Source organism: Microcoleus sp. D2_18a_D3 (genome assembly GCF_036702455.1).
Classification (GTDB): Bacteria; Cyanobacteriota; Cyanobacteriia; order Cyanobacteriales; family Microcoleaceae; genus Microcoleus.
The window spans coordinates 1-20,722 of record NZ_JAUBTK010000110.1 but is presented as its reverse complement, the minus strand read 5'-3'; the positions used below and the strand labels follow the sequence as shown (position 1 = coordinate 20,722).

Genomic DNA, 20,722 nt, shown 5'->3' with positions numbered 1-20,722 from the left:
TATTTTGGCGAACCTTAGCAATGATGTTAGAGTCTAGAATACATAGATAATGTTTTTTGTCAATGCGTAAGTCCTAGACTTATCAATCCATCCCAGAACGCGGACGGAGGCGGTTCAACTGATTGATGGCCCAGCGAGCAGTTTCCTGAACTTCTGGATCTGGATCGTCTGTCGCACGGTGCAACAAGTAACTGATTTGATTCACCAATTCGTAAATCCGCGTCAAGTCGCGAATCGCATTTTTACGCACTTCGGGATTTTCATTTTGCAGCGAAATTGACCAGGCATTATTCATGGGTTTGAGAGTGCGAATGCCAATTTCCGAGAGACTTGCCAAAATTAAACTGTACTGGCTCGAGTCGGAATTTGCTAGCAAATCGAGCAACGGCTCAACTGCTCTGGAATCTCCCCGCTGGCCGAGTTCCCAAATTGCTTTGCGCCTCAAAGCCGGATTTAGGTGCTGCAAATCTTCAATCAGTGCTTCAATAATATCAACTTTAGGTCTACCATCCGTTTCGGGAAGGGCAATACCTTTCTTCTTCGCTAGGGAATCGGTTTGATTAGTTGTTTCGGGAATGTTGAAACCTGTGTTGCTGTATCCGTTGCTGTGAGTTTCCAAGGGGGAGGTGTCGGAATTAATTCGATCGCCCTCGACTGCTGCATCCTCGGATTCTGATTCCCCGGATTCCGGGAGAGAAGGTCGAGCGCTGCTCTCGATACTGTAGTTTTTTTGCAAACCAAAAGGGTCGGGGAAGGCTGACAGCGATTGTCCTCCAGAAGAATTCTCTTGCGGCCTACTTTGGTGCGAGTTTTTAGGAGAATCGGGATTAGTAAATTGAGAGTTTCTTTGGTTGTGGCGATCAAATCTTCCCCGTCTTCGCTTAGAATAATTTGGCTCGTCACTGCTAACTAATTTGAGCATGATAAATACTGCCGCTGCCGTGACGACAACTGCTGCCAAACCCAACATTAAGAACCCCCGCTGACGAGACAAAATGACGAGCAAATTGGATACCGATTTCGGGATCTTAGAATTAGATTTGGACCTTTTGGACGGCTGAGATTTGTTTTTATCGGGCGCTGGAGACGGTTTTGGAGGCTTGGAATCTTGGCGATCGTCCGGGGGAGAGTTCGCCTGAGCAATTTCTTGGGGAACAGCACGCGCAGAGGCAGTGAGTACCTGGTGCCCTCCGTCGGCACTTGGACTGAACACAGCGCCCAGACAGGCAATGCAGGTGAACAAACATACAGAGGAGCGGTAATGCGCCATAAGACTCAATCCGGGTTTTGAGAGGCAACGCCGCATGACGAGCTTTAGTTTAACCTTGAGTTAGCTCGATCCTAGCTGCTATGGGCTTAACTAACTTACAAATAGCACCAGACTAGCGAAAAACCCTGGTTTGAGAGGGCACCGAGCCAGATATTATAAGCACAATTGTGTCATTGACGTGCAACTCCTTTAAATAATTAGTTTAATTAGTTTAAAACGAACAACTACATCGGCGGCTACGACTTTAGCAGCGGCATCCCGAAAGTGGATTGCAGCTAATCTCACCTACGTGCAGTGTGCAGTGCAGACCCCGCAGCGCAGCACTGCGGGGGCGCTAGCAGACGATTGTGGCTAGCTGTCGATTTTTTACGAATAACGTGGCATGACCAAAAGTTTAACAAGCTTCCGAGCCGACGGGTCGATCGTTTTTGTGTGAATTTGGGCGGAAGTGGGACAGGGGCATTGGCACTCGTAACGATAAACTCGGTTTTTTCGTTAATTCTTCGCTGCTAAACCGCATATTTTCAGTACATTCCAGGACGCACTTTCGACGCTCACAAATCCGTTTTATTTACCAAAAATGCTGTAAGAAAGAGAGCGCTGATTTGACCGATGTTAATTTGAAGGGGGCAATTATCCCGGATAGAAGTGTTTGGGCGATCGACTAAGATAACCGTTAGGAAATATTGTATTCAGCAAGCAAGCGCCAAAAATCATACTATAGCCATCCTAAATCATTTGTAAATTTCTTACTCCCTCCCCTTGATAAGGGGAGGGTTGGGGTGGGGTCAAAAATTTACGACTCCTGCAAGGATTGCTATATCTTGGTAAAAGCAGGGTCGGATTTAGTTAGGAGCTATAGTGAGAGCGAGTAGACCCTTTCACGCAGGCGTCCTCTGCCAACGTTCTGTTTATTTGTACCCACTTACTTAAGTTAAATCAATCGGTATTTAATGCTGTGTCGCCAAATTTGATATAAGATCGAGCTAAATTTCTAGTGTGAGAGTAGAGGCGTTTGTGAGCCAACAAGATATTTTAAATTTAGCAAAAGAAGGCGATGCCAGGGCGATCGCATTTCTGATCGGCCAAGCACTCCAAAGCTTCGGCGTCACGGCGAAAGCCAGCCGGGAAAATGACACCCTGCACCTGCTGCTGGAAGCAGAACATTTACCCGCAGAAGAAGCCTGTCTCCGAGTCGCAGTCAAAGGGTTGCAGCGGCTGCAACCCAATAACCTTTACTCAGTGACAGTTTACGGGCGGCGCGGCGGCGAGCAACTGCCCGCTTGGACTCAGACAGTAGAATTAAAAAAACGCTTGACTTCCGCACCCGTGAGTGCATTAGTTGCCGTGAATGCAGCAGTAGCTGCGAGTGAAGCAGTAGCCGCTAGTTTACCCGCTTCTCCCATTCCTGTGACTTTGCCCAAGCTAGAAAAACCTCAAAATGTCACAACTGCGCCCCCTCAAACACCAGAAAAATCTGCGCCCCAACCCCCTAAAATCCCAACGACAAAACCCCCAAACCAAAGGCAGCAAAAGCCATCACCGCAGCCAGAATTAGCAGACACTAAAACTAAGAAATTTGGGCTGTCAGTCGGTGCTCTGAGTCTAATTCTCGTACCGATATCCGGCTTTGTCCTGGCTTCTCAACTTTACAAATCCTCAACCACCGCTACTAATAACCCTCTAACGTCAAAGCCTGCGGTACAAGAAGTGATCTCGACACCCGCACCAGCAGCCGCAGCCAAACCCCTTCCCGCTGCAAACCCGCCCTCCCCGGCTGCCAAAAAACCTGCCATTGTGCCCGCCACTGTCAGCATCAAAGCAGTTGGTGACATGATCCCCGGCACAAATTATCCCTACAACAAACTGCCGGCAAAAAAAGAGATGTTATTGGCGTCCGTAAAACCGTACCTCCAAGGAGCTGATATTCTGTTTGGCAATTTTGAAAGCACGATGACTGATTATCCTTACAGTTCCAAAGCAGGCGGCGGACGAATGCTGTTTGCCTTTCGGACGCCTCCGAGTTATGCCAAAATTTTCAAAGATGTTGGTTTTGATATTTTGAGTATTGCCAACAATCACTCTTACGATTTTAACGAGCAGGGATTTAAGGACACGATTAAAAACATCGACAGCAACGGCATGAAGGCTGTTGGCAAAAGAGATCAAATTGTTTATAAAAATGTCAAGGGTGTGAATTTTGCCTTTATCGGTTTCAGCAACTACGGCGACGTTCACAATTCCTTGCTGGAACTGAAAGCGGGAGCAGAAGTTGTCAAAAAAGCTAAGGAAAAGGCTGATATTGTAGTGATATCAGTTCATGCTGGAGCTGAAGGAACGGGAGCTATCAATGTGAGAAATAAAACTGAGTTCTTTTACGGAGAAAACCGGGGAAATATGGTTTTGTTTTCGCGGACGATGATTGATGCGGGAGCGGATTTGATTTTGGGACATGGCCCGCACGTTCCCAGAGCTATGGAACTTTATAAAGGGAAATTGGTTGCTTATTCGCTGGGCAATTTTTTGGGTTATCGCACTTTGTCCACAGCCGGAGCACTCGGTAAATCTCTAATTTTGGATGTGAAAATGACTCCGCAAGGGGATTTTGTTTCTGGTAAGATTATCCCCATCCAACTTGACGGGCGAGGTGTGCCGGCTGTTGATAACAATTTTAGGACTGTGGGGTTGATTGACCGTTTGACAAAGAGCGATTTTCCCAATAGCGGTTTGACGATTGATGACAAGGGACAAATTTTGAAAAAGAGTAAGTAGTCGTTAGTCAGTAGTCATTAGTCATTAGTCATTAGTCATTAGTCATTAGTCAGTTGGTAGCGGGCACTGACAGGCATCGCCCCTACTTACTGCCTACTGACTGCTCATTTCTTTCAAAGCTTCTTTCATTTCGTCTGCAGTCGTCGTTGCCGTACCGAATTGACGCACGACAATACTAGCCGCCAAATTGCCCAAAACTGCCGCTTCCCAACCGGATGCACCGACGCACAAAGCTAAAGTCATTGCTGCTACAACTGTATCTCCAGCACCGGTTACGTCGAATACATCAGTCTTGTTAAAAGGGGGAATGTCCCAACTTTGAATGGCAAATTCCCCCTTTTCACAAATGGATGTTGGAGGGGGTGAATTTTTGATTTCTTCGCCGTTGGCCCTTTCAAACAAAGTCATCCCTTCTTCGCCGCGAGTAATCAGGATTTTTTGAGCTTGAGTTAAGTTCAATAAATCGCGTCCTGCTTGCATTAAAGTTTGAGGGTTTTTGATAGCATATCCGACGGCTTGCTCGGCTTCTGGCAAGTTCGGAGTAAACAGCATTGCTCCAGAATATCGCTGCAAATTTATTTGAGCGTCTACAATTGTTTTGCCGGGAACCACTGCCGATTCGATCGCCAAATTCGTCCAAACTCCGTCGCCGTAGTCGGAACAAACCACGGCATCTACTGTCGGTATTTGCTGCCGGATGTAGTCTGCCAGTTGCAACTGCAAATCTAAATCCGGCAACTCGTCCGATTTGCGATCGACTCGAACAATTTGCTGAGTCACCGACTGCCGCGCGTGCCCGGAAATTCGAGTTTTGGTGACAGTTGGACGCTGCGAATCGATTAAAATCCCACCCGTATCAATTCCCGCCGCCTCAAAAATACCGCACAAAGCCTTTCCCTGGTCGTCTTTTCCCACCAAACCAGCAACTTTTACTTTGCCTCCCAGTTTGGCTAAATTATAGACAGCATTTGCGCCACCTCCGGGTACTTGCTGAGTATTTTCGTAGCGCAAAATCAACACAGGTGCTTCGCGGGAAATTCGCTCTACTTGTCCGGTAAGAAACTCGTCCAAGGTCAAATCTCCGATCGCTAATACCTGCGCTCGATCGAAGCAGTCTAATCTTTTCAATAATTGCTCAGTTGAGGCACGCAGTTGAGGCAAAAAATCGGAATAGTCGTTAGTCATTAACCAAAAAAATGAGACTGAGGAGTTGATAATTGAGTGTGGAACGAGCGGGAATTAAAAAGGGAGCATCTCTATGAAAGCAGCCCAGCTAGAAATTGGAGTTTTGAGGTCCGAGGCAGGAGGCAGGAGGCAGGAGGCAGGAGCAAAGAGGAAGAAGGAAGGAGCCAGAAGAAGTGTTTTTACACATATGAGATGCTCCCATTAAAAATCCTAATATTAATTAATAATTAATTTCCTCCCTTGTTTTATTTTTAACTTTTAATTGATTTTCTCACTGGGGTTTTGAGAAACCAGTTGCAGGCTGTTGGCGATCGCACTCGCTCAAACAATTTGGCAAAAAAATGCGGATAAAATCGCAGCCATTGAGACTCAACTGAAAGTTTCACGGTGTGGAAGTTTCCTTCTACATAAGTGCCTTCAAAAAACTGCAGAATTATTTCAATTTCTGCTTGATGATCGTAATCACCTGAGTCATTTGTTTTTTGAGTGCATCAATTTCCGCTTGCATTTTCGCCATTTGCTGAGTCATCGCTTGAATTTCGGCGGCGCCCGCTCCAGAAGTGGGTGCAGCGGGGGCTGCTGGGGCTTCCGGCACTGGTTTCTTTTTGGCCAGTACCATCGCCGATTTGATTGCCTCGGTTAGCTGCTTCTTCTCAAACGGTTTGGCGATGAATGCAAAAAAATGCTTCTCAAAGGGTTTCGGAATTTTTTCCATCACCTCTTCTTCGCGGCCCGACATGATCACCAAAGGTATCTTAGAAAGCTCAGGATGGGCTTGCACTTTTTGATACACTTCCCAACCGCTGACTTTGGGCAGTAGGAAATCTAACATAATTAGATTTGGCCGGGCTTGACGGATCAGTTTGAGTCCCTCTTCGCCGTCTTTTGCTTCTAGAATTTCAAAGTTACCCTGAGGCAACATCTCTCGGACTCGGAGGCGGATGACTTTACTGTCATCGATTACCAAGATTTTTTGACCAGCCACGACTGACTCCTTCAGTAATGAATGAGTGATGATTTGCAACCTTCAGTATATCCCTAACAGAATTCTACCCATAATTCTGGGCGAGTTTAGTTTTGTTGCACCTGGGGGCGATCCTGATTTCGGGTGGTACTCCTACAAGTTCAGGGGCTTTGATTTCGGATACGATCGAAGGAATTAACTCAATCGCCACTTAATTTTATGTCGCCCCAAACTCCTAAAACTCCTACTGTCAAAGTAATTTCCGCCCAAATGCGGGGTGAAATCGAGGCGATGCCGGAGTGGTTGCGTAGGCCCGTTGGCAAAGCTAGCGAACTTTCCCAAGTGCAAAAAATTATCAAACAGCGGCAAATTCACACGATTTGTGAGGAGGGGAGATGCCCCAACCGGGGCGAGTGCTACGCGCAAAAAACGGCGACTTTTTTGTTGATGGGGCCGACTTGCACCCGCGCTTGTGCTTTTTGTCAAGTAGATAAAGGTCATTCTCCGATGCCGCTAGACCCGGAGGAACCGCAAAAGGTGGCGGAGGCTGTGCAGTTGTTGGGTTTGCGCTATGCGGTGCTGACTTCGGTGGCGAGGGATGATTTGCCGGATGGGGGTGCGGGTTGGTTTGCCAGGACGATCGCCCAAATCCGCATCCTTAACCCGCATACTGAAGTTGAGGTACTGACGCCGGATTTTTGGGGGGGAACAGGTAGGGGCGGTGCCCCCGTGCCCGCCCTCCCCGTGCCCGCCCTCCCCGTGCCCGCCCTCCCCGTGCCCGCCCCCGACGGGGAGAATTCCGGCCTCCATGAGTTGCAGCGAGATCGGATTCGCACGGTGGTAGAGGCTAAACCGGCTTGTTACAACCACAATATTGAGACGGTGCGTCGGTTGCAAGGGCCGGTGCGGAGGGGGGCGAAGTACGATCGCTCGATCGACGTTCTGCGTATTGTTAAGCAATATGACCCAACTATTCCCACAAAATCCGGTTTGATGTTGGGGCACGGGGAAACCGAAGCCGAGATAGTCGAAGCGATGATTGATTTGCGGGACGCCAAGTGCGATCGGCTCACCCTCGGTCAATACATGAGACCATCTCTAGAGCACCTCCCAGTGCGTAAATACTGGACGCCGGCCGAATTTGACCGTTTCGGGTCGATCGCGCGGGAGATGGGGTTTGAGCGCGTGCGATCGGGGCCTCTCGTCCGCAGTTCCTACCACGCCGGAGAGAGCGATTGAAACTAATCTGAATTCAACTCGGTATAAACTCCTTGTTACAAAAAATAACTCTAGAGGATTGTGCATAAGTGCGACGCTCTCTGCTATTTGTGAATAGAGTGACATTATGAATTAGGAGCTTTACCTATGCCAGAGATAGCCAAGAACCAATTAAAATCCGACTCCGTGATGAAAACGGGCAAATTCCCTTACACATTTCGCGCAGGCTGGTTTCTCTTGCTGTTAGCCATCAATTTTGTGGTGGCCGGCTTTTATTTCCATATCATTGAATAGTTCTGCAAGTTAACTTTTAGCAGACCCTGCTTTTCTCGACCTCAACGTCGGAGAATGGGAGAGACGGAGAAGGGGAGAGTTTGGAGTTTTGAGTTGGGGAGAATATGACTTTATTCTTCTAACGAATGACTCCTGACTTCTTCCCTCTTCCCTCTGACTCCTGACTGCTGACTCCCGACTTTTGCTCAATAATTAATCCATGTATCCGTGTCGTGCCTTCCTTCTTCCTTCTTCCTTCTTCCTTCTTCCTTCTTCCTTCTTCCTTCTTCCTTCTTCCTTCTTCCTTCTTCCTTCTCTAGCGATTTCTGGACGATTCTAGCTTTGACAACCGCTCTTGAATTTTGATAACATCTTGCTTAGTTTCAATTGCCAAAGTTGCTAAATTGTCAAACAGCGGGTCTCCCGACAGCATTCTAGCATTTGTCCGACCAGAACCGGAGGGAGACGGAGGCCTGTTAACTCTAGAACCTTGATTCTGCAAACTGTAGATTTGTCCTCTGAGTTCAGAAATTTGACGTTCTAATTGAATAATACGAAATTCTAATTGAGTTGTGGATTGAGCGGGCGTAAAAATTGGCGCAACACCAATTGCTAAGACGCAAGCCAGACACAAAACACAGAGTTTCAGGGCGCGATGGCCAATATTTTTCGGCATAGCTTTAATGATTTAAATTATACCACTTCTACGATAACAAATCGCCGAGATTTTGGTCTCTATCAGAAGTATGTCTTATGGCAAGTAGAAACGTAGCTATTTTAATGTTCGATGATGTCGAGGTACTAGACTTTGCAGGCCCTTTTGAAGTGTTTTCAGTGGCATCAGAATTAAGTAAGGGCGAGCGACCTTTTGCAGTCTCTACCGTAGCCGAACACCCCGGTGCTGTCAACGCCCGCAACGGTTTGAGCGTAAATCCCGACTGCACCATTTCCGATGGTCCGCCACCGGATATTTTAATTATACCGGGAGGGCAAGGTACGAGAAAGTTAATCGATAATTCAGCAATTATTAATTGGATAAAAGATTGTGCGCGAACAGCAGAATTAGTGCTTTCTGTCTGTACGGGTTCGCTGCTTTTGGCAAAAGCTGGGTTATTGGAAGGTTTGGCAGCAACAACACACCATCGGGCATTGGAGTTACTGAGAGAATTAGCGCCCAACACAACTATTATCGAAAATCAGCGATTTGTAGATAACGGCAAAATCATCACTTCTGGGGGAATTGCTGCGGGAATTGATATGTCTTTGCACGTTGTTGGCAAACTTTTGGGAACAGCACAAGCTGAAAAAACAGCAGAGCACATGGAATATAAAATTGGGAATTGGTAATTGGGCATTGGGCATCGGGCATCGGGCATCGGGCATCGGGCATTATTAATTGTATAATTTGCGCGTTGGGGCGGGTTTTACCAACCATAATTGCCTACAACAAACAATTCGGTAAACCCGCCCCGCCCATACACGAAGGATGCTACTGGACGTGATATCAAGCATCTTCGCCCCAAACTTTTAGTTGTAAATAGACTAATAGCAAAGCTACAGCCATCAGGAAAGTTGCCGCAGCGGCTGCATAGCCAAAATCAAATTGCGAAAAAGCTTGCTCGTAAATATAATAAACTAGCAAATTAGTAGAGTTCAAAGGGCCGCCGCCGGTGATGACGTAAACTTGCTCGAAACTCCGCAGAGTAAAAATAGCAGTAGTGACAGTAGCAAATACTAAAGTCGGCCGCAAACCGGGTAAAGTTATGTACAAAAATTGCTGCCAAGCATTAGCTCCATCCAATTCTGCGGCTTCGTAACGATTTACCGGAATTGCTTGCAATCCTGCTAAAAATACTACCATATTAAAGCCTAATTGTTTCCAAACACTGAGCAGAATGATCACAGGCATTGCCCAAACTGTGCTGCTAAGCCAAGGAATTGGATTTAAGCCGATCGCACTTAGGGCATTATTCACCGGGCCTTCGGTTTGAAACAACCACCGCCAACCCAAGCCAACTGCAACTAAAGAGGTAATCGAAGGAATAAAATAAGCGGTGCGGAGAGCTCCTCGCCAAGCAAACGAGCGATTTAGCAAAACTGCTAAGCCCAAGGGAATCACTAAACTGGGAATGACTGTTGCAGTAGTAAAATAGAGCGTATTTTGGAGAATTTGCCAGAAATCCGGGTTTGTGACTAGACGCCAGTAGTTGTTGAAGCCAATCCAACGCAATCCCGACTGGGTAAAGCTGCCGCTGGTAAAGCTGAGGTAAAATAAATAGGCGATCGGCCAAATCAAGAAAGTACCCAGAAACAGCAAAGCCGGGGCCAGAAAAGTCCAAGCTGCGATCGCATCATTATCCAACCAGTTAAAACGCCCAAATTTAATCCGAACCATTGGCTTGTAAATTTTAGCTTTTAGTTTTAAATGGTATCACAAAATAGGTCACTGTCAAAATGAACCTTCTCGATATATTAGCTAATTTACCCACTATAGAAACTGAAAGGCTCCTGCTCCGAAAAATTACTTTAAACGATGCGAGCGATATGTTTGAGTATGCCTCAAACCCCGAAGTATCACAATACACAATGTGGTCAACCCACACCTCGATCGAAGACACTAAATACTTTCTCAAGTCACTTACAAAAATGTACAAAAGACGAGAGCTTGTAGATTGGGGAATTGTCCACAAGGTCGAGAAAAAGTTTATCGGGACTTGCGGATTTGTGGAATGGAGCATGACGCACAGCCGTGCAGAAATTGGCTACGCACTTTCTAGGAGATATTGGGGAGAAGGATACATGAGCGAGGCTGTTAATGCAGTTATTGAATTCGGCTTTCGGGAGATGTTGCTGAATCGAATTATGGCTCGCTGTGAAGTTAACAATATTGCTTCCGCTCGGGTGATGGAAAAAGTGGGGATGCAATTGGAAGGGGTATTGCGACAGCACCTATTTGTGAAAGACAGATATTGGGATCTAAAACTTTATTCGATTCTCAGGGAAGAGTTTTTTGAGAATATTGTAGAATAGGAGTGAATCAGTCGGTCAGCGAAAAAAAATAATATACTTAGGACTTACGGAATATCTCGATGTAGAGTGCGCCGAAGCACGCCTTACCCTTTACCTGTATTGTAGAATACGAGTGAATAGTTTTTATCTTTATGACCGCTAATCCAGTATCTGTTAATTCCAATGCCTGCCTGATTTCTCCTGAGATTGGGAAAACTTCGATAGCTCCGGCCCATCCTCCATTAAAATTAGGAGTTTTAGCATCAGGAAGTGGCAGCAACTTCGAGGTAATTGCCCAAGCCATCCAAAATCAACAACTCAACGCTAAAATCCCAGTATTAATTTACAACAACCCCGAAGCCAAAGCCGCAGTCAGAGCCGAAAAATACGGCATTCCCTCGATTCTGCTCAATCACCGCGACTGCAAAAGTCGCGAAGAATTAGATACAAAAATTGTCAAAACTTTTCAAGAATATGATGTAGAATGGGTAGTGATGGCGGGTTGGATGCGAATTGTTACCAAAGTTTTGCTTGATGCTTTTCCCGATCGCGTTATTAACATTCACCCCAGCTTACTGCCGAGTTTCCCAGGAATTCGCGCCGTCGAGCAAGCACTAGCTGCCAAGGTTAAAATCACCGGCTGTACGGTGCATATCGCCCGTTTAGAAGTAGACAGCGGGCCGATTTTAATGCAGGCTGCGGTGCCCGTATTGCCTGATGATACCGCAGAAACGCTGCACGCGAGAATTCAGGTGCAAGAGCACAAGATTATGCTCGGTGCGATCGCACTTATTGCCGAATCTAATCGAAAATATTGTGACTAAAAACCTCACCAGTGCCGCATCTATCCCCGCATTGCCCGTCAGCGAATCACCCGAAGCAGGCCCGCCGCTGACAGACTCGAATCGCCTGAAATTAATTCTCAAAGAAAGGCTCAAAAAGAGCATCGGCCTCAAGGGAGAATTCTATCTGCCTTGCTTGCCATCAATGCTAGACGACTATCTTAAATTACTGTCAGACTTCTTAAACATTCTCGGACAAAACATCGACGCTGCCCAATCCGAAAACTTGCGAACATTAATCGCCAACGCCTTAGCAGAAGGATTCAAAAATTCCCCCCACGCTAATCTAATAGTCTCATATTTTCCCGCTAATTCCCAAACCGGTTTAGCCGGCGGCATTACTCTGAATACCAAGATTCAAATCGAATCGATGGCCCAGAAATATCATAGCTGGCCGGATATTCGCCCCGAACCTTTATTCGGCAGCCATCCCGATGCCAAAGTCATCGCCATTGCCGCCGAATTAGGCGAACCGGGAAAAACACCTATTTTAGATGTCGGTGCGGGCCCAGGGCGCAATAGTTTGCCTTTAGCAAGGTTAGGCCATTCTGTGGATGCGATCGAACTAACACCGATATTTGCCGAGAAACTATCAGCAGCAGCCACCGCCGAAAACTTGCCGATAAATGTCACCCAAGGCGACGTTTTAGACCCCTTATTGAGGATGAAAACTTATCGGTACAAATTAGCCATTGCTACCGAAGTCCTCTCTCATTTCCGCTACCCCGAACAAATTCGTCTTTTCCTGGGCAAAATGTCCGATGCTGTTTTAAGCGGCGGGTTTATATTATTCAGTGCTTTCTTAGCTGTAGATGGGTACGAACCCGACGAGATGGCAAAACAAATGTCTGAATTGTGTTGGTCTTATCTGATTACCAGACAAGAATTGCAAGCAGCAATAGAGGGTTTGCCGTTAGAAATTATTTCTGATGAATCTGTGATTGAATACGAACAAAAACATTTGCCTGACTCGGCGTGGCCCCCGACACCTTGGTTTGTCAGTTGGGCTAGCGGGCGCGATTTATTTTCTGTGCAACAAACACCGCCGTTAGAGTTGCGGTGGATACTTGTTAAACGCTTGTAAAGAGCTGTTTCTTTTATGTGGGCTTATATCATCTCCGGTAGCATCGGAATTATGTAATGCGAGCGGGGCTCACGCGAGAGCATCCAAATATATGATTCCGATGCCACCGGAAACGATATTACCGATAGGTCAAATTATTCAATCGGCAAATTACAAAATCCTTCGGTATCTTTTCCTGTTCTAAACGAATTGTTTGCTTGCATAAATCCGCAAATAAATCATGCTCCTCCGGTGTCAGGTAAAGTAACTTAGCAGTCTTGCATAATGTTCCCGGCACAGCAAATTCCTGAAAAGTATCGAAAGTTTCTCGATCCATCATAACAGAAATTGTTTGATAAAAATAAGACCTTAACTGCGAAAGAATCTGGAACCCTTGGGCATCCAAATCGCCCCAGTAAATTATTTGGCAATCATTTAGCCACTCAACATCTTTTAAAATAGCTACATTAAATCCCTTTCCCCACAGCGCAAAGCTGTTGCTTAAATCAGGTAAGGTGCGAAAATTCATCTGATTCTCAGTAATAATAAAGCGGTATCCTTGAAGACAGCGACTTTCAAAGTCAGAGATGAGTATACTCATCTCCGAGGTGCTAATGCCATACTTCACCTGTAGGTTTTTATCCAAAGCTCTGATAGTTACCGATGGCTCAGCATATCGCAAACCAAATCGCTTTTCAAAATCATTTTCTTCTTTATTGATAGCATCATCTGGCAGGATAGCTGACAGCAATTCATTCAGAATACCTTTATTTTGTTCGATGAACTTGGTGTGAACATTTATCGGTAGTTCGCGAATATAAAGCTGAGGTTTGGGATGGTTCTGAAAATACAAGCATACAGGCAATAAATTCTCCCATTTTCCTAAGTGATTGATTACTTTTTGAGGATTTTGATTTAGCCAGATATTCAAATCAGGAATTTCATTTCTCATCGTTGCTACAGCTTGCTTAAAATCAGCAACTTCAGGTTCCTTATTCACGAATTTGAGATAATCTGTCTCTGTTTCAAATGTAATTCGGGATGGTAAAGACTGGAGATCAAATTTGCGAGTTTTCCGCTGGATCAGCTCAACTTGATACCCGTAGCCAACGAACTTTTTTGAGCCTTTCAGAAGTTGCTGTACAGCATCTCTTAGCTTCAGGTAGTCGTCGGGAATTTTGCCAGCGGGAAAATCTCGCGGGAAAAAAGGTTCTCCCTGGAGCAAGGATTGCAGGAAGGGAATATATAGTCGATCGGCTTTTTTTCTGATTTCTTCGGGGGTAATCATCAACAGACGCAGTTAATTTGAAGCAATTTGTCCGAGAGGCTGTTTGTCTACGGACATATTATAAACCTTGGAGTCGTTCTCTTCAATACTGTTTTCAACATAGTAACCAGCTCCTGCATAATGCTCAAGAACTTGAATTTTGTCTTTGGGGGTCACTACCAGAAGCTGAAGATTTAATTGCTTAAATAAATCCATCGCATACCTTGCATTTGTTTCATCTGACTTGCTAAAAGCTTCATCAATCACCACAAGACGAAATGATTGAGATTTAGTTTCATCCTGTACTAATCCAAATTGATAGGCAATAGCTGACGCTAGAATAGTGTAAGCTAATTTAGCCTTTTGGCCGCCCGATTTCCCAGAAGAGTCTGAGTGATATTCCCTCTCACTGTGGTCGGCTTTATTCTTGACGCTGACTGAGAAATTGAGCCAATTACGCACATCGGTGACTCTTGCTGTCCACCGCTCATCTGACTGGAGGCGATCGATCAGCTCTTTAATTTTTTTAAAGCTAGCTTCGTCAGCTTCCGAAGTTCGCTCAACCCCTACATCAGCATAGCACAAACCTTTTTTTAAGAGATTTTTAAATTCCTTAATTTGGTTTTCTCCGTTGGCATCCCATTGGACTTGTATATAAGTCAAGGGTGTATATTCAATCATTTTTAAGGATTGATTGAGATCGTAAATATTGTCTTTAATGTCACTTTCCCATTCTTCTAAAGTATCTTTAAAATTATAAATAGCGCTATTAATTTTCTCATCAAGCAGTTTTTTAAACCTTTGTTCCTGTGTGGGTAAATCATCTCGTTCGATTTTTTCGAGCATTCCCTTGAACTCAGGGATAAATTCTACTGATGCGTCAACATTTGCAGTTTCTGCGGGATAGTCCCCCTTGTAACTACTCATCTTTTTTTCAATGCTGTTTCGCAGAGAATTCAACTTCTTGTTTGCGTCGCTTATTTGAGTTTGGTAAGACTCCTTTACTTGATATTTCAAACTATCAATGTTATCGAGGGTCAGAATTTGATTGCTGAAACTCTCTTCAATATCAGGAGTATAAGTCTGAATCTCTTGGGATGTCGATAAACTCGATCGTTGTTCGCATTCAGCGCTCTGTTTTTGGTAATGCTCGATATCGCGATCGATAATACCAATGTTTCTTTCGGCGACACTTTTAGCTGCGTCGTTTGTCTGAATGTCAGCGCACACAACAGCTAGCTTTGTCTTCAACTGCTCTAAACGATCGCAATTCCCCTCTAACTCCTGCTTTTGATCTACTAGAGTTTGCTTTTTGCTCGCGCGCGGTTTCCAGTCGATCGCAGAAAAATCATCGAATCCCAATAACTGTTCTAGCAGATTCTTGTGCCTGTTGCGCTCTTTTTGTTGTGTTTCAATATCCTGTATAGCTTTTTCTACTCGACTAAGCTCTGCTTTACGCTCATGCAATTCAGCTTCACAATCCTTTATTCTCTTAGAATTGTCCCACCCCAAAATATATCTTTTTTTGTTGTCATTGATGGAATGGCGATCGTCTTTTTCATGTCTATTACCCTTCTTAATCAAGCCATTTTTTGTAATCGCATAATTCTCCCGATCGAAGCGATCTAAATCTTGACAACAGATGCAGCTACCATAATTTTTTGATACTTCACTAGCCAGCCAAGCAGTATATTTAGTATCAGATTTAATCTCCAATTTGTTAAACAAGGAATTATCATCTAAGTTTTTGGATACCAAATCTAAATTTTTATTGTCAACTTTCTGATAAACGACGCGGCCATGCAGGTTAGTGCGATCGACATATCGAGTGAATTGATGGTAGTATTTTTCAGGAACTAAGAGTTGCAGTCCAAAGTTGTGCAGCAGTTTTTCGATCGCCCCTTCCCATTCTTTGCATTCTCCATCCTTTACCTTCAGCAGTTCGCCCACAAAAGGAATTTCGGACTCAGCAATTCCCAAAGCTGTTAATATCTTTTCTCTGATTCGCAAGTTTTCAGCAGGAATCTGATTTTTTCGCTGTCTTAAAGATAGCAGTTCTTGATTTAACTCAGTGCAACTATCTTTAACTTGCTTCTCATTATTTTTTTTGTCGTCGCGTTGGTTTTTTAATTCTTCCAGTTCAAAATCAACACCTGATTGAGTTTCCCTTGCTTGGATTATAGAACTATTAAATGTATCCAGGTCACTGTAAGTTGGAAATCCTATACCTTTAGCAATTCTATCGTATTTTTCGGCTGCTTGTCGATGATTAGCTATTTGACTGTCTAAAAACTTAATTTCCCGTTCTAAGTCTTTGATTTTCTGTCCGGTTTCATCATTTTCTATAGCGACTGTCAAGTCTTTCTCTTGCTGTCGGAAGCCTTCTAAAAGTCGGCTTATTTCTGATAAATTATGGCTAATTTGAGTATGTTCCTGTTGTTTGTCTGCAATAGCTTTCTGCAACAAACCTATTTTACGCTGAGCAAAATAGGCAGGAACAATTGGCCATACTTTATTTAACTCATCCAGAGTCTCTTTGACATTTTCGTAACTTTCAGACTCAGCGATTAGCGGTTTCAAAACCTCTAGCTGTTTCTTGGCTTTCTGCATTGCTTCATGGGAAGAGGTTAAATTTTCATAATACTCGATCAGCTCTTGGATTGTATTTTCAACATTAGTTTTTTCCAGCATATGACCGCGCACAAAGTCATTTAATTTGCCAATTTCTTTGATACTGACAGTCTGATTGAATAAATCGAAAGCTTTTTCCGATTCCACACCAAAAATTTTACGAAATCGTTTGCTGTAGTCAGCAAATGTGTGAAATTGTTCAATTTTTACTTTCTGGAAAGATGCCAACTTCTTTTTTAACTCTGGTAAACTTTTAAAGTCATTGAAATGTTCGGCGATACTCAGTTCGCCAGCGGCAACCACAAACAACTTTTCAACTCCCTCTTTTACATACAAAACCTGAGCCAGAGTGACGTTCTGTTTGTATCCTTCGTTATAAAAATAAGCGAGTAAAACTGAATAATCATCTTTGGTACGCAGGTACTGCGGTTTAGATTTGTAGTCATCTTCAGTTTTAATTGTGCTGTAGGCTCCGAGTACATACGTCTTTTCGTCTCGCTCTCGCTTTCCTGAACCTGAAGCTAAGTTATAATTCCGCTTTCCATTCGGGACTAATAGTGTCAGTAGTGCGTCAACCAAAGTCGATTTACCGGAACCATTGGCCCCGGTGAGGAAGGAAGTTTTACCGTAGGGTGCGATCGTACCCTGCTTAAAAGTTCCCCAGTTTAATACTTCCAGCCGATGCAAGCGATATCCAGCTTTGGAATTGTCACTCTCAAATTCAAGCATTAGATTTGTCATAAGCTTCTAACCCTTTTTTGATATCCGTCAATGTTTCAGCGGGAATTTTAGCTTTGAGGATGCGGCGAATCTCATATTCGCCTTCTTTATTCTTTAACTCTTTCAAAAAGTGCAACTTGACAACTCGATTGATAGATTCGTCAAATTTTTTCAAAAGCTTTGGGTCATCAGTTTGCTCTGGAAAAAACGGACGCATCAAATCGTGAATTTGATGTTTATACACAATGCAGCGAGTCGAATCAGAGGTGCTGTTATTAAACTCTAGCAATTTCTCGCGTAATAAAACACATAGTACCGTCACTTCGTAACTCAGGGGAACTCTCTTAACCAGCCTGGGCAGTTTCTTTGCTTCCTCGTCGCCATCGTCACCATCTGGCTGCTGTAAAAAAGCATATCCTTCCGCTTCATCTAAATAAAGTCTCAGCCCAATTTTTCCAAAGTATTCTCTGACGTTTTTTTCATTCTTCAATAGCTCACCCCAATCATCCTCATCTTCATACAGGATACCCTGTAGTAATTTGATGATTGCTGGTGCGTAGGATGCGATAATCTCGTTTGTCATCATGAATTTGCTGTGTTTATCTTTTAAAAATAACTTGTGGGAGTGTCAGGTGCAGGATGTTCTGCTTGTCAAAGGAACTTGCCGTAATGCGATCGCTCACTGAGTCATCGATCGCGTGTTTTGTGTCTTGAGAGGCGATCGCCAAATAAGCAACTACTTCAGACAAACCCTTTTCCACCGGATACTTCTCAATTACTTCAGCTAGCGTTACCCAATCTTTGCCCTCCAATGTTGCTGCAATCTGCCGCTTCAATACTTCCTCATCCACATAACAATAATTTCGCAAAGCATCAATTTGTTCCCTCGGTAGATCAACAGTTGCGTTGCTCAAATTGTAGTTTTTAAAATTCCGATTTTCTGTTGGTTTCCCCAACGGTCTTTCCATCAGCAGTTGCACTTCCGGGTCGCCTTCTATCCAAATAAATTCCTCATTTTTGGGAGGATTATCGAGCGCCCCAAGTGCTAAATTTTTAATCTCTTTAATCAGTTCAATTACTCGTTTGTTCTCGGCGATATGCTGTTCAACCAGCATTTTTCGCAACTGTTCGGCAAGACGATAATTAGATTTAATAATTTTGTCGCTAGCTTGAATCAGACTGCGTTTAATTCTTCGGAGTATGGGATTTTTTTTGCCCAAATCTTGAAGTTCTGGCAAGCCATATACCCCATTAATCAGTTGTTCCAATTCTTCCTGTTTAGAAGGATCTGTCAGAAAATCTCGGAAGGCATAGAAGCTGCGCCCTTGATCGGATTTCCTAATTTCTTCATCCCCCTCAATTACCTGTGCCACAACTAACCCCTTTCCCCCCTCCTCTTTTAGCTGTGCCTTTTTCACTTTGTCCGTGATTTCTTTAAAATTTTGCTCGACATCTCCAAAATCAGCAAGGAGTCGGCCGGCTACATTATTAGCTTTTAGAAACCACTCTTTGAGCTTAGCTTCGCTGTAGCGTTCAACCTCACCAGTTTGTTTGATTGTGTCGATTTCTTTCTGAATGGCTGCTTTTTGTTTTTCTAATTCGTCTAAACGCGCTGCTGGATCTTCTGTACTTTTGGTTACAATTTCTTTGAGAAGGGAAAATATCTCTAAAAACTGTGATTCAGTGCCAATAAACTCTCTCCTCTTCAAATCTTCCAGCCAACCAATCGCCCGATTAGTACCCGGTGTAAGTTCAAAAACCGGATCATCATCCTTCGTCTGATAATATTTCTTCAAGAACTGATGATCGCTGTTGCACCAAGTATCCAGGTAAGTCTGTGCTTTCCCACGATATAGTTCCGGTCGATCTTCGCACAGCTTCTCCAAATAATTTTCAAGTTTTTCTACCAGTTGTGATTGGGGAACGGTAATCCGATTTAGAGACTTGAACTCGCGATACAAAAAACTGATAATTAAAGGTGCGTTGTCAGTTCTTAAAAGTTTGAGGCTAGGCTCGTTTTTTAAATCATCTTCTATTTGGTTATGTTTCATATGCCCAGCGTTAAATTATAGATTTAATTGTCGTCCGATTAGCATTTAACCCTTGGCAAATATGAATTATGAATGGTGAATATGTTTTTTTCACCATTCATAACTCATACACTCTTAAAATTTAAACCTCGGATGCCCGCAATTGTCCGCAGGCTGCATCTGCTTCTAAGCCGCGAGAATACCGCACGCTAACTGCAATTTTCTTTTCCTTCAAAGTCGCAACGAAACTGTTAATTCGATTGGGAGTCGGTCGCTTATATTCAGCTTCCTGAATCGGATTGTAAGGAATCAAATTGACGTGACACTGAAAACCGCGCAAGTGAGTTGCTAACTCGGCTGCGTGTTCCGGCAAGTCATTCACACCTGCTAAAAGTACGTATTCAAAACTCAATCTGCGCCCAGTCGATCGCACATATTCCCGACATTCTGCGATTAACTCACCCAAAGGATAAGGGCGGGCGCTAGGAATTAACTCTTCGCGCAATCTTTGATTGGAAGCGTGGAGGCTGACGGCGAGGGTAACTTGCAGTTGATGTTCGGCTAGTTGGCTGATGCGATTGCGAATTCCTACTGTGGAAATGGTGATATTTCGCTGTCCAATTCCTACGTCTTGATTCAAACACTTGACAGCAGCTACAACATTATCGAAATTCAGCAGGGGTTCGCCCATTCCCATAAATACGATGTGGCTGACTCGGCGGCCGAAATCTTGCTGTACTGTCAAGACTTGATCGACGATTTCGTGTTTTTCTAAATTGCGCTTGAAACCGCCTTTTCCGGTAGCGCAAAAGTCGCAGCCCATCGCGCAGCCAACTTGGGCTGAGACGCAGACAGTAAGCCGTTTATCGGTGGGAATGCCTACTGTTTCAATGATTTGACCGTCTGCCAATTTTAAGAGATACTTTACCGTGGCGTCTGGTGCGACCGATCGATAGTGAATAGTCGATCGCCCGATCGGAATTTTAGCAACAGTCTCGCGCCACTGTTTCGAGAATACAGAAATATCAGAGATCGATCGCGCCCCTCTCTCGTAAATCCACTGGTACAACTGCTTTCCGCGATAAGCAGGTTGCCCGTTTTGCTGCACCCACTCCGTTAACTCAGCCAAACTCGCCCCCAACAGAGGCGGAATTTTACCCGACTCAACAGCCAAAGCAGCAGTCTTGCGAGACTGATTCGCACCCTTGGAATTACCAGAAGAGTACACCTGAGAAACGGAAGTAGGAGACATAGGTCATTAGAAAATTTAAAACCATCCTCCATATTAAAACTTCTCGACCAAAACTGCCGTTAATCCTCCAGAAGGCGAAGTCTCGATCCCCCTAAATCCCCCTTAAGAAGGCGGACTTTGAGAATAATCCGGTTCCCCCCTTTTTAAGGCTTGTCATTACCAACATATTTTAAAGTGGAACTGAGGTGTATTAGAGTCAGAGTATGAAATTGAGTAATTTCACAGA

18 protein-coding genes are annotated in these 20,722 nt (G+C 44.3%); 7 read left to right on the top strand and 11 right to left on the bottom strand.

Annotation, left to right across the window (positions count from 1 at the left end; all coding sequences use genetic code 11):
* Window positions 1–82: 82 nt before the first annotated feature.
* Window positions 83–1,270: a HEAT repeat domain-containing protein gene (locus QUB06_RS30960; protein WP_333438542.1), complete on the bottom strand. Its 1,188-nt coding sequence runs from the start codon at window positions 1,268–1,270 to the stop codon at window positions 83–85.
* A 1,017-nt stretch (window positions 1,271–2,287) separates the two neighbouring features.
* On the opposite strand from QUB06_RS30960, the gene QUB06_RS30955 reads away from it, so the two are divergent.
* Window positions 2,288–4,042, top strand: a complete 1,755-nt coding sequence (locus tag QUB06_RS30955; RefSeq protein ID WP_333438541.1) for a CapA family protein — start codon at window positions 2,288–2,290, stop codon at window positions 4,040–4,042.
* Between the two features lie 93 nt (window positions 4,043–4,135).
* Here the strand turns inward: QUB06_RS30955 and QUB06_RS30950 are convergent, their stop codons facing one another.
* The 3 genes from QUB06_RS30950 to QUB06_RS30940 all read right to left on the bottom strand — a co-directional run bounded on the left by QUB06_RS30950 (window position 4,136) and on the right by QUB06_RS30940 (window position 6,212).
* Window positions 4,136–5,227 (bottom strand): PfkB family carbohydrate kinase, encoded by a 1,092-nt coding sequence (locus QUB06_RS30950; protein WP_333438540.1) that lies wholly within the window; start codon window positions 5,225–5,227, stop codon window positions 4,136–4,138.
* A 251-nt stretch (window positions 5,228–5,478) separates the two neighbouring features.
* Window positions 5,479–5,613, bottom strand: coding sequence for a hypothetical protein (locus QUB06_RS30945; protein ID WP_333438539.1), 135 nt, complete (start codon window positions 5,611–5,613; stop codon window positions 5,479–5,481).
* A gap of 47 nt (window positions 5,614–5,660) precedes the next feature.
* Complete coding sequence (locus QUB06_RS30940) at window positions 5,661–6,212, bottom strand: response regulator (protein WP_333438538.1); 552 nt, start codon at window positions 6,210–6,212, stop codon at window positions 5,661–5,663.
* A gap of 198 nt (window positions 6,213–6,410) precedes the next feature.
* Between QUB06_RS30940 and QUB06_RS30935 the strand changes: the two genes are divergently transcribed.
* Window positions 6,411–7,430 (top strand): lipoyl synthase, encoded by a 1,020-nt coding sequence (locus tag QUB06_RS30935; protein ID WP_333438537.1) that lies wholly within the window; start codon window positions 6,411–6,413, stop codon window positions 7,428–7,430.
* 126 nt (window positions 7,431–7,556) lie between these two features.
* Window positions 7,557–7,703, top strand: coding sequence for a photosystem I protein PsaX (locus QUB06_RS30930; RefSeq protein WP_333062195.1), 147 nt, complete (start codon window positions 7,557–7,559; stop codon window positions 7,701–7,703).
* A gap of 295 nt (window positions 7,704–7,998) precedes the next feature.
* On the opposite strand, the gene QUB06_RS30925 is transcribed toward QUB06_RS30930, so the two are convergent.
* Window positions 7,999–8,358 carry a hypothetical protein gene (locus tag QUB06_RS30925; protein ID WP_333438536.1) on the bottom strand — a complete coding sequence of 120 codons (360 nt, stop codon included), beginning with the start codon at window positions 8,356–8,358 and terminating at the stop codon, window positions 7,999–8,001.
* 77 nt (window positions 8,359–8,435) lie between these two features.
* Here QUB06_RS30925 and QUB06_RS30920 point away from each other — a divergent pair, with 77 nt between their 5' ends.
* On the top strand, window positions 8,436–9,029 hold the full coding sequence (locus QUB06_RS30920; protein ID WP_333438535.1) for a DJ-1/PfpI family protein: 594 nt from the start codon (window positions 8,436–8,438) through the stop codon (window positions 9,027–9,029).
* 157 nt (window positions 9,030–9,186) lie between these two features.
* On the opposite strand, the gene QUB06_RS30915 is transcribed toward QUB06_RS30920, so the two are convergent.
* A complete protein-coding gene (locus QUB06_RS30915) occupies window positions 9,187–10,077 on the bottom strand; it encodes a sugar ABC transporter permease (protein ID WP_333438534.1) in 891 nt (296 codons plus the stop codon).
* Window positions 10,078–10,136: 59 nt separating this feature from the next.
* Between QUB06_RS30915 and QUB06_RS30910 the strand changes: the two genes are divergently transcribed.
* From QUB06_RS30910 to QUB06_RS30900, 3 genes are all read left to right on the top strand, one after another.
* Window positions 10,137–10,712, top strand: coding sequence for a GNAT family protein (locus tag QUB06_RS30910; RefSeq protein ID WP_333438533.1), 576 nt, complete (start codon window positions 10,137–10,139; stop codon window positions 10,710–10,712).
* 131 nt (window positions 10,713–10,843) lie between these two features.
* Window positions 10,844–11,515: a phosphoribosylglycinamide formyltransferase gene (gene purN, locus QUB06_RS30905; protein ID WP_333438532.1), complete on the top strand. Its 672-nt coding sequence runs from the start codon at window positions 10,844–10,846 to the stop codon at window positions 11,513–11,515.
* On the top strand, window positions 11,508–12,617 hold the full coding sequence (locus tag QUB06_RS30900) for a class I SAM-dependent methyltransferase (protein WP_333438531.1): 1,110 nt from the start codon (window positions 11,508–11,510) through the stop codon (window positions 12,615–12,617). Before purN ends, QUB06_RS30900 begins: the two co-directional genes overlap by 8 nt.
* A 118-nt stretch (window positions 12,618–12,735) precedes the next feature.
* On the opposite strand, the gene QUB06_RS30895 is transcribed toward QUB06_RS30900, so the two are convergent.
* From QUB06_RS30895 to rlmN, 5 genes are all read right to left on the bottom strand, one after another.
* Window positions 12,736–13,884: a Wadjet anti-phage system protein JetD domain-containing protein gene (locus QUB06_RS30895; protein WP_333438530.1), complete on the bottom strand. Its 1,149-nt coding sequence runs from the start codon at window positions 13,882–13,884 to the stop codon at window positions 12,736–12,738.
* A 12-nt stretch (window positions 13,885–13,896) separates the two neighbouring features.
* On the bottom strand, window positions 13,897–17,235 hold the full coding sequence (locus QUB06_RS30890) for an SbcC/MukB-like Walker B domain-containing protein (RefSeq protein ID WP_333438529.1): 3,339 nt from the start codon (window positions 17,233–17,235) through the stop codon (window positions 13,897–13,899).
* Window positions 17,216–17,800 carry a DUF4194 domain-containing protein gene (locus QUB06_RS30885; protein ID WP_333438528.1) on the bottom strand — a complete coding sequence of 195 codons (585 nt, stop codon included), beginning with the start codon at window positions 17,798–17,800 and terminating at the stop codon, window positions 17,216–17,218. The genes QUB06_RS30890 and QUB06_RS30885 overlap by 20 nt, the downstream gene beginning before the upstream one ends.
* Before the next feature lie 13 nt (window positions 17,801–17,813).
* Complete coding sequence (locus tag QUB06_RS30880; RefSeq protein ID WP_333438527.1) at window positions 17,814–19,265, bottom strand: DUF3375 domain-containing protein; 1,452 nt, start codon at window positions 19,263–19,265, stop codon at window positions 17,814–17,816.
* A gap of 121 nt (window positions 19,266–19,386) precedes the next feature.
* Complete coding sequence (gene rlmN, locus QUB06_RS30875) at window positions 19,387–20,496, bottom strand: 23S rRNA (adenine(2503)-C(2))-methyltransferase RlmN (protein WP_333039813.1); 1,110 nt, start codon at window positions 20,494–20,496, stop codon at window positions 19,387–19,389.
* Window positions 20,497–20,722 lie beyond the last annotated feature (226 nt).

What these genes read in the sequence shown, in the direction of transcription:
- QUB06_RS30960 (WP_333438542.1), bottom strand. Translation starts at nt 1,270, where the DNA reads ATGGCGCATTACCGCTCCTCTGTATGTTTGTTCACCTGCATTGCCTGT.
- QUB06_RS30950 (WP_333438540.1), bottom strand. Translation starts at nt 5,227, where the DNA reads ATGACTAACGACTATTCCGATTTTTTGCCTCAACTGCGTGCCTCAACT.
- QUB06_RS30935 (WP_333438537.1), top strand. Translation starts at nt 6,411, where the DNA reads ATGTCGCCCCAAACTCCTAAAACTCCTACTGTCAAAGTAATTTCCGCC.
- QUB06_RS30930 (WP_333062195.1), top strand. Translation starts at nt 7,557, where the DNA reads ATGCCAGAGATAGCCAAGAACCAATTAAAATCCGACTCCGTGATGAAA.
- QUB06_RS30925 (WP_333438536.1), bottom strand. Translation starts at nt 8,358, where the DNA reads ATGCCGAAAAATATTGGCCATCGCGCCCTGAAACTCTGTGTTTTGTGT.
- QUB06_RS30920 (WP_333438535.1), top strand. Translation starts at nt 8,436, where the DNA reads ATGGCAAGTAGAAACGTAGCTATTTTAATGTTCGATGATGTCGAGGTA.
- QUB06_RS30915 (WP_333438534.1), bottom strand. Translation starts at nt 10,077, where the DNA reads ATGGTTCGGATTAAATTTGGGCGTTTTAACTGGTTGGATAATGATGCG.
- QUB06_RS30910 (WP_333438533.1), top strand. Translation starts at nt 10,137, where the DNA reads ATGAACCTTCTCGATATATTAGCTAATTTACCCACTATAGAAACTGAA.
- purN (WP_333438532.1), top strand. Translation starts at nt 10,844, where the DNA reads ATGACCGCTAATCCAGTATCTGTTAATTCCAATGCCTGCCTGATTTCT.
- QUB06_RS30895 (WP_333438530.1), bottom strand. Translation starts at nt 13,884, where the DNA reads ATGATTACCCCCGAAGAAATCAGAAAAAAAGCCGATCGACTATATATT.
- QUB06_RS30890 (WP_333438529.1), bottom strand. Translation starts at nt 17,235, where the DNA reads ATGACAAATCTAATGCTTGAATTTGAGAGTGACAATTCCAAAGCTGGA.
- QUB06_RS30885 (WP_333438528.1), bottom strand. Translation starts at nt 17,800, where the DNA reads ATGATGACAAACGAGATTATCGCATCCTACGCACCAGCAATCATCAAA.
- QUB06_RS30880 (WP_333438527.1), bottom strand. Translation starts at nt 19,265, where the DNA reads ATGAAACATAACCAAATAGAAGATGATTTAAAAAACGAGCCTAGCCTC.
- rlmN (WP_333039813.1), bottom strand. Translation starts at nt 20,496, where the DNA reads ATGTCTCCTACTTCCGTTTCTCAGGTGTACTCTTCTGGTAATTCCAAG.